Consider the following 13,440-nt stretch of genomic DNA (forward strand, 5'->3'; position numbering starts at 1 on the left):
GCCGTTTCCCTACAGGTTATGTGACACGAAAGAACCGGACGCTGCTAACCTTCCTAAGTGGACATCAAGCACAATTCGCTCGTGTCTTTGATTGAGGGTGATTCTTCAAAGATATGACTAAATCTGATATTTCTTCTATTGGATGGCACGAAGAAATTCAGTTCTGTATGAAAGGAGAAATTAACTATTGGCATTCTTCGATTTGAGATTTTAGATTAACTGATGCTGAAGGCTGAGCCTAGTAACGAGAAACTTGGATGCAGAGTATCCAGATAAATTGGGAGTGGAATATACTGATAGAATCAGCATCTTTTGAAGTTGTTATGCTTTAGTTCAAAAAATCACATTTTTATGCCTCTGCCCCTCTGCTCCTCTGCTCCTCTGCCCCTCTGCCCCTCTGCCCCTCTGCCCCTCTGCTCCTCTGCCCCTCTGCCTCTCTGCCCTTCTGCTGCTCTACTTCCTGCTCCTCTCGATCTGGGACTTAATTTGACAGCGCTTGCTCCCATGCAGGATGTGACGGATTTGCACTTTATGAGCGCTCTGGCTAATTATGGCAGTCCCGATTATTTCTTTACTGAGTATTTTCGCGTCCATATTAGTTCAGGTCTAGATAAAAATATCCTCAGATCGATTACAGAGAACTCCACCGGACGCCCCATCTTTGCTCAGATCATCGGTGAAAGTATTCCCGACTTAGTACGCACTGCGAAAGATTTGAGTGGCTACCCAGTAGCGGGTATCGACCTCAATATGGGATGCCCTGCTCCCAGAATTTACCGCAAAAATGTGGGTGGAGGGCTGTTGCGCGATCCTGAAAAAGTCAGCCAAATCCTTGGTGAATTGCGGGGGGCTGTTGATGGACTTTTGACAGTTAAAATGCGAATTGGCTTTGAAAATACCGCTAACTTCGATCGTATCCTCGACTTGATTAACCTGCACAACATCGATTTGCTGAGCTTGCACGGTCGTACTGTTAAGGAGATGTATCATAGCCCTGTGCATTACGATCTGATTGCCTATGCCGTACAACGGGTTAATTGCCCGGTTTTAGCAAACGGTAACGTAACATCTGCCGCAACAGCAGCAGCCGTCCTGGAGACTACAGGAGCCGCAGGGGTAATGATCGGTCGCGCTGCGATCCGAAACCCCTGGATTTTTAAGCAAATTCGCGAATATCTGAGCGGTCAATCTGTGCAGATCGTTACTCTGGCTGAAGTTCGCGACTACATTGAGTTACTGCGTCAAACTACGACAGCGCCGACTGTACCGGAGCGTGCGCGTGTTAACAATATGAAGATGTATCTAAACTTCATCGGTCAAGGTGTTGATGCCGCTGGAGGTTTCTTAAAGGATATGCGCCAATCCCAGACTGAAGCTGAACTATTCGGAGTATGCGATCGCTATTTATTAAGCGGCCCAGACCAAGAATTTGCCTTGGAGCCTTATCCTGGACTTGTGGCTCGTCCTAGCTGCGAGACTGCCCACTCTGCATCCACATAAATCATATCGTGTCCGGTTGCATCGTTAGTACATGAGTGATGTCGTCAAATTGTCTGTTTTCATCGTTGGTTAAATTTTTACCGCAGATGAAGACAGATGAACGCAGATAAACGCAGATAAGAAGAAGAACAGGAGTTTTTTAGATAAACGATGCTACCGGACATGATATCAAACGCTGTCGGTGATGCTGCTAAAATTAAACGCTTTTACGCGCACTCCTGGCACTACACTACTGCCAAAGCGTTGCACAGTACTTATAGCATCAACATCCCGCAACATTTCTGGGATACTTTGGTTGAAACGGAAGTTTTTAATCGGGTAACTAATCTGACCATCTTCTATCCAGAATGTACCATCGCGAGTCATGCCTGTCACCTCTAATGTCCGAGGATTGACATATTGCACGTACCAGGCACGACTTACCAAAATTGCTCGTTCTGTTTGGGCAATTAATTCGGCTAAACTTTGCTCTGTACCAGACATGACAAAGGGATACATTGCACCAGTCTGTTCTTGGCTTTTTTGTAATGCCCAATAGCGACTATAGGACAAAGTTTTAGTAGCGCCATCTTTGATGATTTCTAAGTAGTTATTGCTTAAACCATCACCAAAGAAAGTGCCGCTTTGTAGCAGGGGATGCGCCGGATTTCGCTGCACCTGAATTAATGGGCTAAACATTGCTTCACCCAAACGGTTACCCGCCGGTTTACCTTTTTCATCGGTGCTAGACATGAACGATCGGCCCTCATCCGCCGCCCGCGCATCGAGATTCCAAATTACCCAACTTAGTAAATCTCCAAAAGCTGCTGCATCTAAGATTACCGGATATTTTCCCGGACTGACTTCGCGGGGTTGGCGAGAGCTAATTGCTTTTTCAATTAACTGCTCTGTTAAAGTTTCTATCGGCAAAGAATTGATAGCCCAAGCGGTGCGATTCCCCCAGGATGAGCCATCGTCAATCCTAGCAGTAAAGCTAAAATCTGCCTCTGTTCCTTGATTGCAAGCACGCAAACCTTTGGAGTTGCCGATCGCTATCAGGGAAGCTTCTGTACTCAGTGTACCGGAACCATCGACGCCAGCTTTTCCACTCAAAATACACACCCGCTGGACAATTTTTCCTCTTTCTAAAGGTGAAAGATTTGCGGTAGTTTCATCAAAAGCTGGAGTGCGTTGTTCGTAGTTTTGCGGTTCTAAAAGTGGCACCCATTCTGGATCTTCGGGAGCAATTCTGGCTAGTTCTTCGGAACGACGGAGGGTAGATGCGATCGCATCTGCATCTAACTCTGTTGTGGAACTAGACGCGCTCTTTTTGCCGAAATAGCTGGTGATGTTGAGGTTAAATTTAGTGCGACTAATGTTCTGACTAATTTGATTTTCTGAAAAGCGGCTGAGCGATTCCGAGTTATTGCTGAGACTGACAAATACTCCTTCTGCTTCAGATTGTTTAATCACTGAATCGATCAGGGATAATGCTCTGTCTTCGCCGATCAGATTTGATGCTGTTGCTATCATGGCTCTTGGTAATTTTGGATTGACGATTTTTTAAGTGAGTGTTGTTTCTGCTAAGCAACTGTTTCACATAGACGCTTCAGGATTCGCAGAACATCATATAATTCATTTCCTGGGTTAAGAGTTACAAATGTCTTCGATAGACTATATTGCGGTCTTTCTCCTTTGATTAATTTGAGGAAGATAAAACTGCCTCCAGTCGTTATCATACCATAGCTGGGTTTTTCTGGGTGAGGATTGGCTAACATATAGGCAAGGATTTGGGCGCGTCCAGCTTCTATGGAAAAATCAAATTTTTTAGATTCGATAACCATTACCCAAAATTGGTCTTTTAGCACTAGAACATCTAGACTACCAGTAATGATAACACCTTCATCTTCTTCGGCAATGCTGACCGATTGTTCTGCTTTGACGTGGAAAGGAGCTAGATAAAAGTCACCGATAAATAAAATCGGGTCTAGCATTGACATTTTCACTACATTTTCGAGAACAGGTGGGTAGTTTAGTAGGTTAATGTAGCCTGCTTTGACTTTATCTAATAGTTGCTTTTCCAAGTCTGTGAGGTCGGGTAAATTCTCTTGCCACTCTCGAAAAAATTGCAGGTCTTCTACAAACTGAAGACTAAATTTGTCTATCAAGTCGCGGATGGTTATATTTTTAGCTTGGAATGTTTGAACCATTTTAAATTTCTCCGCTGTTGGTGGTAAATGAAAATAACTGACTACCCCCAATCCTTGGGGGTAACTGTGTCAATTTATGATGCTCCTCCAATATGGATATTTCTCACTCGTACTGGTACGCAAGCATGAGTCATCTGTGCTACCTGCATTGGCTCACCTTTACCACACATATTTGTACCGCATTGTTGACGCTCGGAAGCGGGGCCGATCGCATCAACGCTATTCCAAAAATCAGTAGTCATGGAGTGGTAAGTCACATCTTTTAACATTCCCACTACTTTGCCTTTTTCTACTTTCCAAAAGGCATCGCCGCCGAATTGGAAATTGCGTCTTTGTTGGTCGATCGAAAAACTGCCAATACCGTCAATTAAAATCCCTTCTTCGGTATCCGCAATCATCTGTGCTAAAGTAGCAGTATGTTTACCACCATCAGGACCCGGTTCTAATCCTAAATTGGGAATCCGCACCATCGGTACGCTAGACCAACTATCGGCGTAGGCGCAACCGTTGCTGCTGGGACGACCGAGACGATAAGCTGTTTCGCGATCGGTGAGATAATCTACTAAGATGCCATCTTTGACGACGTACCAATCTTGCGCGGGAACGCCTTCATCATCATAGGCGATTGTGCTGCGTCCTCCCGGTTGCGTGCGATCGCATTTAAAATTGACCCAAGGTGCAGCATACTGGAGTTTGCCCAATTTATCGGTAGTGGCAAAGCTGGTTCCGGCAAAGTTAGATTCGTACCCATAAACGCGATCGAGTTCGGTAGGATGTCCGACAGATTCGTGGATGGTTAACCAGACATTTGTTGGTTTGAGAATAAGCGTGGTACGAATACCAGAAGGACTTTTTGGCGCGTGAACTTTTTCGATCGCTTCTTCTGCAACCCGATTTACTTGGTTTAGCAAATCTTGGGTATCAATATATTCGTAGCCTTGATTGAGGGGAGGACGTTCGTAATTGCGACTTTGGGCATCGCCGTTGGCAACAGCAGTGCAGCCAAATCCCGGATAGCTGCGATAGATTGTCTGTTGAATTAAAGAACCTTCTGTAGATGCAAAGGTTTTGTCTTCACGGGTGAATCGCAGAAAAGAATACGCTTTTTTAATGCCTTTGTCGCTAAATTGAAGCAACTGGTCGTTGATTTTTAGCAGCAGTTCTGCTTTCTCGGCAATGGGTACAGTGAAAGGGTCAATTGCGATCGGAGTAATGTAGGTATCGCGGTAAGCTTCAACTGGTGCTAATTGTACCTTTGTTTGTTGGGTGAGGCGACTGGCTTTAGCGATTTCGATCGCCAAATCGACAATTCTTTCTACTTCCGCTGGCGCTTGGTTGTGACTGGCGGAGAAACCCCAAGCGCCATCCAGCAAGACGCGCACCCCAAAACCAGAACTAATATTGTCTGAAAGATTACCTAAAGAGCGATCGCGTGCGGTGAGGTTCTGAGAACGGTATGTGCAAAAGCGCACATCCCCATACTCACAACCAGCACGGGAGATGCGATCGATCGCCAAGGTAGCTAAATCAGTGGTAGTGATGGAAGCAAGCGCCTGTGCCATAACAAGTCCTACGCTAGATCAAAAATCTATTGTAGCGATTGAGCAAGGCTACTAACTATCGCCGGGACAATAGAACCCCACCCCCCAGCCCCTCCCCGCAACAGGGAGGGGAGTATTTCTCCCCCTCTCCGAGGTCGGAGAGGGGGTTAGGGGGGTGAGGTTTCTCCCCGCGATAATGGGTATACTCCGCACGGGTACAAACTGTTATTTTTGATTTGTAGGGGCGAACGCGAGTGCGTGCCGTAGGCATTAGCATTCCGGTAAATATCTTTGGGTTCAACCTACAAATTAATACGGTCATGCTTCGCCCCTACTGCTGGGTTAAAAAAGCTCGTTCTATGACCGTGCTAAGTATAACTGAAAAGCGCTGTAAATTATCGAGTACTAGCGTTCCTAGCAGCACCAAGCGTAGCATAACCAAAAGTTGCGTTAGCCATACGGCACCAGATGACCACAGATTTGAAGTTTGATATATTGATGGCAGCAGGAATTGGGTAGCGTTGTGTACCGCTGAATTTTTGTAATTTACCCAGATTCACGTAAGTGGTTGGATCTTGATAGGACTGGGGCGGCTTATCAGAAGTTTCTAGGAGAACATGGAGATCCGGCCCTTGATCGCTTGTCCGAAAAGCCCCATCTAACTCTAAGTAGCGTCGCCCATTTTCTCTGACAATTCGAGCTGTTCCAGAAGTAGGTTTTTCTGCTGCAACAAAAGTTCCAGACATCATAACTGCTGACATATTTTGGGCCATAGTATCTTTAGTAAGCCTTGAGTTTGCCCCCGGATTCATTGCATTAGAAGATGGATTTCCCGATACTCGCGCTGCATACCCCGAAATTGAGAGAGCGGAGGCTAAAAAAGAAGTAGCGCCTAGTAATACCAATTGTTTGAATTTCATCGATTCTAACTCCTCAAGACAATTTTTGCCTTGCGATATGTAAGTTTTTGATTTGGCTTTAAAAGTATTATGGGTGAATAAATTTGGTTACAAATGATTTTTAGCTGAAAACTTTCCTTAAAAATGCTGAGATTTGCCTGAGAGATTGCTCTTTCGTACTTGTGCTGGAAAAGAGCGGTTTTTTTGGGTCAGTTTGGGCATTGGCATTGAGCATGGAAAATGCCTGCTACAGCAAGCATTTGAGCATATTAATCAGTTTTATTTATCACCTTAAGTACAAGAGAGCCGGTACGTTGTTGCGCTTTAGCGCTCTTTGAGCGCTAAAGCGCAACAACGTACCCCAATGGAGCTAACTAGCAACTTGAGTTATATGCAAATTACTCCAGACTCTTAGGTAATTCTTCGGCGAGCCAATAGTACACAGTCAACCTAGCTCAGTATATTTACGGTTCTCACCGCCCTTGGGATGAATCAGCAGATATAGCAAAGTGCTGAGTGCTGTCTTAACATATCTGACTGTGGCTATATGTCAGAAGTATGATTGTGACTATAACAATTTTGTGTTTTAATTATATTAATTAACTATTGCAATTTGTTAAGAAATCTTGCCAGCCAAAGATAAAGGTATAATACTATACAGCGTTCCAGGCTGTCAAACAGGAAGCGGGTGCATCTACTGTCGGTGGCCGGATGATTAGCAAGTCAAGCGTGCGATCGAATCGTACAGTCAATTTAAAGTCAGATTTATGCAGAATAGCCCGCCCCGCATTCTACTGGTAGATGACGAGCCGAATAACATTCGCTTATTAGAAGCGTTATTGCAGTCAGAAGACTACATCACTCTGGCAGCGTCTTCAGGGGTCGAAGCACTGGCAATTGCCAACGCATCGCCGCCGGACATCATCTTGCTGGATATTATGATGCCGGAGATGGATGGCTTTGAGGTATGCAAGCAACTGCGAGCCGATCCGAAGTGCCAAACATTACCCGTGATTTTCCTGACAGCTTTGGATGATGACAATTCCAGGTTACGAGGATTGGAGTTGATGGGAGATGACTATTTGACGAAGCCGATAAAAAGTCAGTTGCTGCTAACGAAAATCGCGAGCATCTGGCGGCTTCAACAAATGCGATCGCAACAAATTCAGCAACAAGTTAGCGAAGAACTCAAAGAAAAAAACAAACTGCAACTGTGCGCTGCTTGGAACATTAATCAAGCGCTTTCAGAAAAATTGCGGCTGTTTGTGCCAGATCAATATCTCCGCCGCATTGCGCCCAGCGGTGTGGAATCTATTCAGTTGGGTAATGCTAAAGAAGAAGAAATTTCGGTTTTATTCGGCGATATTCGTGGGTTTACTACTATTTCAGAATCCCAGTCAGCTAGCGAAACTTTTAATTGGTTAAATGCTTTCTTTACGCAGATGAACTCTTGCATCATCGCCCACAACGGTTTTATTGATAAATACCTGGGTGATGCGCTAATGGCGGTTTTCGATCGCAGCGGACACCACGCGCAGGATGCCTTAAGTGCGGCGGTGATGATGCAAGAAAGCTTGAGGGAGTTTAATCGCGGACGCGATCGCTACAATCTAGATCAACCGCTCAAAATCGGCATTGGCATTCACTCAGGAAAGGCTGTGATTGGTGCGTTGGGTGCAGATTCGCGTCTAGACTCGACGGTAATAGGAGATGTGGTAAATACAGCGGCGCGATTGGAAGAATTGACAAAACATTACAATTGTGGTATTATAACCAGCGAAGAATCTATCGCTCAATTAAATCAACCAGAATTATTTCATCTGCGCTGGATCGATCGCGTCGTTCCGAGAGGCAAACAACAAGCGCAAGACATCTACGAAGTACTGGGAACCGCAACGCAGCCGCTCAATGTTGCGCGAGTCCTAACTTAGGGACTTCCTACTCTCTTGAGCCACTCCCCCGTTTTCTAAACGCCCCTTGTGGGCGAAACAAATCTGAAATCTGAAATTTGCAATTATTCGATCATCAGCCCGACTGCACCATCCAAACCAGAAAGCCCAAGATTTGCTCAACCGGAGGGAGGGGGTAATCTGTAAGGTCAATGGACCTGCATTGCCCTTCCAGCTTAAGAAACCGCTAATCTGTCCCTGAAGTTGGCGTTTTACCTCTCATAAGACAATCAATTGTTACCTGGACTGGGTGGGTGGAGAGACTCTATCACAGTCGGTATATGGTTTTGGCTAGGCTGGGATTCAGAAATTTTACCACGGAAAGGCCAGCCCGATCGCTTATCGTAGTTGGATGCTAGAGCCAAAAAGACCCCACCTACAATAAACACCGGCAATGGCAGCGCTAAGTGTTTCATCCATTCAAAAAGTTGTGCCAACGCAAACAAAAGTAGGAAACTCGCAAGCCAGACTCTCATCTTTACACCTCAAGCACTCCAACAACTCTAGCAGATTTTAGATTTTAGATTTTAAATCTTTGCCATATATTTTTTTATTAGGTAGTCAATTTGGCAATTATTTTTCAAATTAGTATTAACATGGCTTGATATGCGCCCGTACTTAAAAACCGTGGAAATGTCTTGAAATTATGACAAAATTTGCTACCTACTTACATCCTCATACCTGCTATACATCCAAACCAAGTAGTAAGCTTTCTTTCGTCGGACACTCTTTACCACATTACAGCAAAATCAGGCAGGAACTTGAGAAAGCCCTAGTTGATTATCCAACCCTTCCCGTCAGAAGGGTTGACTATGCCGAGTATCTTAGTGTACACACAGATAAGTATTTAATCCAGTTAGCTTTAATGGCATTGGAGAAGCCTTTACCTCAAAAACCAAAATTAAGTACTGAATGCACGAATTTACAATACTGCCTACCCGGTTATTTGTATGGTTTAGGAGGAATGATAGAAGCCATAGACCATATGAAAAAAGGCATTTTAGAGCGTGCCTACTGCTTCAGCTTAGTCGGTCATCACGCACATGAAGATTGGGGACACGGGTATTGTTTGCTCAATCCTTTGGCGGCGGCGGCCAGGTATGCTCAGACTCAAGATTTTCATAAAATACTAATTGTAGATTGGGATATTCATCATGGAGATGGAACTCAGTCAATCTTTAGCCACGATCCGAGCGTTTACTGCATAAGTATCCATAGCGTTGTCGATTTATACATGGCTAAAGCATCCAACCTTAAAGCGGGTACAACAACAAAAGGCGAAGAAGTCGGGCACTGTAATATTCCCATACTATCTCAAATATATGAAGATGACTTATTTGAAAAAATTCACTTAACAGGTGACTTTTATAGAGGTAATGAAAGTCGGTACAGATTTCAATTAGCTTTGGAGCGGATACCCTGGAATCCAGATTTAATATTGATATTTTCAGGTTACGATTCTCATAAAGATGATTGCGGTCAAGGAATTACAGATTGGACTAATCAAGACTTTAAACTCTTAACAGAATACGTACTAGACCTAGCTAAAAAAGTATCTTGTCCTGTTTTATCCAGTCACGGTGGTGGGTATAAGCTACCTGTGACGGTATCGGCAGCAGTCAGTCATGTAGCAGTTTTAGCTAGCTATTAAGTAAGTAAATTTTTCAATCGGGGCTCTCTTGAGAATAAACACCCTATCTTTTTCAGGACTTACGCACAAGCTTAGATTTTGCCTCCCTTTGTGAAGGGGGGACAACTATGCCCAAAAGCTTTGCAAGCCAAGGTTTTTAAGCCACCCACATCCTGAAAAATTGGCAGGTAAATCTGGTGGCCTAAAACGAATCCATGAGGCTTGTAGCTGCAAGCATTTGAGAATAGTGTCAATAAGACCAAAAAATTAACTCAATTTTTTGAAAAAGCGATGTGGTATAAAACAGACTGTGCAAGGGTTTCAGCGATACTTGTCACCCCGTCAGGGCTGAATTGACTGGACGGCGAGTGCGTGTCACTGTCCTACGCCTGTGGAAACAAATCGTTAAAATTGGCCTTAAATTATATTAAAATTTGATACACTCTTTAAAGCGGCGCAACATAGAAAAATTTTGAACTCGAAACGAAAAACTATATTTATCAGTACGGGCGAAGTGTCTGGCGATTTGCAGGGAGGGTTGCTAATTGACGCCCTAAAGCGCCAAGCACAAATATTAGGGTTGGAATTAGAAATAGTGGCGCTGGGGGGTAGCCGTATGGCTGCGGCGGGGGCTACATTGTTGGGGGATACCAGCGCGATCGGTTCGGTGGGGATTTTGGAATCTCTACCGTATGTGTGGCCTACCCTTCAGATTCAGCGTCGCGCCAAACAATACCTCCAGCAAAACCCGCCAGATTTAGTGGTGCTGATCGATTACATGGGGCCAAATCTGGGGATCGGCAGTTATGTTCGCCAGCATTTTCCCTTGGTGCCGATCGCATACTACATCGCGCCTCAAGAATGGGTTTGGTCGCCGAGTCAGCACAACACAGATCGTATTGTGAAAATGACAGACCTTGTGTTGGCAATTTTCCCAGAAGAAGCGCGTTATTTCCAAGAAAAAGGGGTAAAAGTTAGCTGGGTCGGTCATCCGTTGATAGATAGGATGATTTCTAGTCCCAAGCGGTCCCAAGCGCGTGCTGAATTGGGAATTTCTGAGGATGAGGTAGCGATCGCACTTTTACCCGCCTCTCGACATCAGGAAATCAAATATGTTTTGCCAGTAATGTTCCAAGCAGCGCAGCAAATCCAAGCAAAAATTCCGAATGTGAGATTCTGGATTCCCTTATCTCTTGAAGTATATCGGGACTCGATAGAAAAAGCCATCCAAAATTACGATTTGCGTGCTACTTTGGTTGCCGATAAGACGCAGGAAGCGATCGCAGCAGCTGACCTAGCTATTACTAAATCTGGCACGGTTAATCTAGAAATTGCTCTTTTAGAAATTCCACAAGTTGTTATATATCGCGTTAATCATATCACCGCTTGGATTGCCACCAATTTACTAAAGTTTTCGATTCCTTTCATGTCACCCACTAATTTAGTGCTGATGAAGTCAATTGTGCCGGAATTGCTGCAAGAGGAAGCTAATCCAGAAAATATTGTTCGAGAGGCGATGAATTTGCTAAATCCAGATCGGCGCAGGCAAACTTTAGCGGACTATCGAGAGATGCGACAAGCTTTAGGAGAGGTCGGAGCGTGCGATCGCGCGGCTAAAGAAATTCTTCAACTGCATTACAGATGAATTGGAAATCTGTACAGTTGGTTTTGAGTCAAACCATCGATCGTTTCCGTCCCCGTGAGGGGAATTGAATTGAAAAGCTGCTGCTTATTCCCGGAGGCATTGTATTTAATGTTTCCGTCCCCGTGAGGGGAATTGAATTGAAAAGCGGTGAAAATTTTGCCAATTTGACACACCAGGAAGTTTCCGTCCCCGTGAGGGGAATTGAATTGAAAAGTGTACAATCATCCAAAAAGGCGATAATTCTTACGAAGTTTCCGTCCCCGTGAGGGGAATTGAATTGAAAAGCGTTGTCGTAGAACAGCATGAAATGCCTGGATGGATGGTAAGTTTCCGTCCCCGTGAGGGGAATTGAATTGAAAAGCTTATGTAGACCGTGGCTTTGTATCGGGATGGATAGTTTCCGTCCCCGTGAGGGGAATTGAATTGAAAAGCGTGGTCTACTAGGATTATTTTGTGCGCCGTGTCTGTTTCCGTCCCCGTGAGGGGAATTGAATTGAAAAGTCATTACTCCCGGTGCTGATGGATCAACAAAAGTTGAGTTTCCGTCCCCGTGAGGGGAATTGAATTGAAAAGCATTGCTGCTCTTTTGGTTGATTTTGGAGATAACAAAATAGTGTTTCCGTCCCCGTGAGGGGAATTGAATTGAAAAGAATCGAATCCAGATACAAGAGTACCGCCAGCGGCAAGTTTCCGTCCCCGTGAGGGGAATTGAATTGAAAAGGCACCAAAAACGCTTCAACAATTCTTTGAAGAAAGTTTCCGTCCCCGTGAGGGGAATTGAATTGAAAAGATCAGCAACAGGCTGAGCAAGCCGCAGGGTCAATTGAAGTTTCCGTCCCCGTGAGGGGAATTGAATTGAAAAGATGCAGCCTCTAGGAGACTTGCTCAATCAATTGAAATGTTTCCGTCCCCGTGAGGGGAATTGAATTGAAAAGCTGCAATCGGTGTCTCAGTTGGGGACCGATGCTCCGCCAGGTTTCCGTCCCCGTGAGGGGAATTGAATTGAAAAGCTCGAATTACAATTACGACGTACTGCGTCGTAATAAGTTTCCGTCCCCGTGAGGGGAATTGAATTGAAAAGCTTTCTGATTTGCTTAACCAGCTAAATCAGCAGTAGTTTGTTTCCGTCCCCGTGAGGGGAATTGAATTGAAAAGACTAGGTTAGGGTTAGATCATAGACTCAAAAAAAATCCTGTTTCCGTCCCCGTGAGGGGAATTGAATTGAAAAGCAAACTTGCAATTCTAACCTTTTTTCTTTTCCCGGTTTCCGTCCCCGTGAGGGGAATTGAATTGAAAAGATAATTGGGAACTGTTTATGCGGGATTTTCGCTTAAAAGGTTTCCGTCCCCGTGAGGGGAATTGAATTGAAAAGTGCCATGAGGATGGAAGAAATTTTCTCTGATGAGTGGATCAAGTTTCCGTCCCCGTGAGGGGAATTGAATTGAAAAGCTGTGGAGCAAGTTCGTAACTTGGTTCCTCAATTAAGTTTCCGTCCCCGTGAGGGGAATTGAATTGAAAAGCCTTTCTATCTCTCTGCTCCTGCAGAGTTGACGGCAGGTTTCCGTCCCCGTGAGGGGAATTGAATTGAAAAAGACCAGTTATCTTGCCAAAGGGCAAGAGACTTATGGTTTCCGTCCCCGTGAGGGGAATTGAATTGAAAAGCAGATGATTCCGCTGTGCAGCAGCCGCGGCAAAATTGTTTCCGTCCCCGTGAGGGGAATTGAATTGAAAAGTGTCAATCAATCAATCGCTGGTAAAATTTTTACCGGTCAAGTTTCCGTCCCCGTGAGGGGAATTGAATTGAAAAGAGCCTGGCAGCCGCACAATTACCGCGCCCCCGCCACCGTTTCCGTCCCCGTGAGGGGAATTGAATTGAAAAGAGTGCCAATTTGAAAGCCTTACCAGAGTAGGATTCTAACTAGCCCAAACTGTAGGGGTCATTTTTACCTGTCAACAAGACTAAGCTTATTGATAATTTAGTCAAGTTTCAAAGCTTGAAACCCTTACCTGATGGGCAACCCATAGGGGTCAACGAAAACATAAGGGTTTCAGCCTTTGCCCGACCCCTACAGGTAAAGCACAAAACA

Annotated in this window: 11 protein-coding genes and 1 CRISPR repeat array; of the genes, 4 read left to right on the forward strand and 7 right to left on the reverse strand. The window is 44.8% G+C overall.

Going from position 1 to position 13,440, the window contains the following annotated elements:
- Positions 1-53 precede the first annotated feature (53 nt).
- Positions 54-194, reverse strand: a complete 141-nt coding sequence (locus LAY41_RS32815; protein ID WP_249098930.1) for a ubiquitin family protein — start codon at positions 192-194, stop codon at positions 54-56.
- 147 nt (positions 195-341) lie between these two features.
- Positions 342-506: a hypothetical protein gene (locus LAY41_RS14630; RefSeq protein ID WP_249098932.1), complete on the reverse strand. Its 165-nt coding sequence runs from the start codon at positions 504-506 to the stop codon at positions 342-344.
- Positions 507-531: 25 nt separating this feature from the next.
- Between LAY41_RS14630 and LAY41_RS14635 the strand changes: the two genes are divergently transcribed.
- Complete coding sequence (locus tag LAY41_RS14635; RefSeq protein WP_249098935.1) at positions 532-1,500, forward strand: tRNA dihydrouridine synthase; 969 nt, start codon at positions 532-534, stop codon at positions 1,498-1,500.
- Between the two features lie 168 nt (positions 1,501-1,668).
- Here LAY41_RS14635 and LAY41_RS14640 read toward each other — a convergent pair whose 3' ends face one another.
- The 4 genes from LAY41_RS14640 to LAY41_RS14655 all read right to left on the reverse strand — a co-directional run bounded on the left by LAY41_RS14640 (position 1,669) and on the right by LAY41_RS14655 (position 6,150).
- Positions 1,669-3,012, reverse strand: a complete 1,344-nt coding sequence (locus LAY41_RS14640) for a TldD/PmbA family protein (protein WP_249098939.1) — start codon at positions 3,010-3,012, stop codon at positions 1,669-1,671.
- Positions 3,013-3,062: 50 nt separating this feature from the next.
- Entirely contained in the window at positions 3,063-3,689 is a 627-nt protein-coding gene (locus LAY41_RS14645) for a CRISPR-associated protein Cas4 (RefSeq protein WP_249098941.1), read from the reverse strand.
- Between the two features lie 74 nt (positions 3,690-3,763).
- The gene (locus LAY41_RS14650; RefSeq protein ID WP_249098944.1) at positions 3,764-5,251 is read right to left on the reverse strand and encodes a TldD/PmbA family protein; all 1,488 of its coding nucleotides are present in this window, start codon (positions 5,249-5,251) and stop codon (positions 3,764-3,766) included.
- Between the two features lie 374 nt (positions 5,252-5,625).
- Positions 5,626-6,150: a DM13 domain-containing protein gene (locus tag LAY41_RS14655; protein WP_249098947.1), complete on the reverse strand. Its 525-nt coding sequence runs from the start codon at positions 6,148-6,150 to the stop codon at positions 5,626-5,628.
- A 746-nt stretch (positions 6,151-6,896) separates the two neighbouring features.
- On the opposite strand from LAY41_RS14655, the gene LAY41_RS14660 reads away from it, so the two are divergent.
- Positions 6,897-8,060: a response regulator gene (locus tag LAY41_RS14660; RefSeq protein ID WP_249098950.1), complete on the forward strand. Its 1,164-nt coding sequence runs from the start codon at positions 6,897-6,899 to the stop codon at positions 8,058-8,060.
- A gap of 248 nt (positions 8,061-8,308) precedes the next feature.
- On the opposite strand, the gene LAY41_RS14665 is transcribed toward LAY41_RS14660, so the two are convergent.
- Positions 8,309-8,554 (reverse strand): hypothetical protein, encoded by a 246-nt coding sequence (locus LAY41_RS14665; RefSeq protein ID WP_249098952.1) that lies wholly within the window; start codon positions 8,552-8,554, stop codon positions 8,309-8,311.
- A gap of 170 nt (positions 8,555-8,724) precedes the next feature.
- Here LAY41_RS14665 and LAY41_RS14670 point away from each other — a divergent pair, with 170 nt between their 5' ends.
- Together LAY41_RS14670 and lpxB are read left to right on the forward strand one after the other, a co-directional pair.
- Positions 8,725-9,729, forward strand: coding sequence for a histone deacetylase family protein (locus LAY41_RS14670; protein WP_249098955.1), 1,005 nt, complete (start codon positions 8,725-8,727; stop codon positions 9,727-9,729).
- 451 nt (positions 9,730-10,180) lie between these two features.
- On the forward strand, positions 10,181-11,353 hold the full coding sequence (gene lpxB / locus LAY41_RS14675; protein WP_249098958.1) for a lipid-A-disaccharide synthase: 1,173 nt from the start codon (positions 10,181-10,183) through the stop codon (positions 11,351-11,353).
- Positions 11,354-11,395: 42 nt separating this feature from the next.
- A CRISPR array of direct repeats spans positions 11,396-13,233; the repeat unit is 35 nt; unit sequence GTTTCCGTCCCCGTGAGGGGAATTGAATTGAAAAG.
- Positions 13,234-13,440 lie beyond the last annotated feature (207 nt).

This window comes from Argonema galeatum A003/A1 (assembly GCF_023333595.1).
In the GTDB taxonomy this organism is placed as follows: Bacteria; Cyanobacteriota; Cyanobacteriia; order Cyanobacteriales; family Aerosakkonemataceae; genus Argonema; species Argonema galeatum.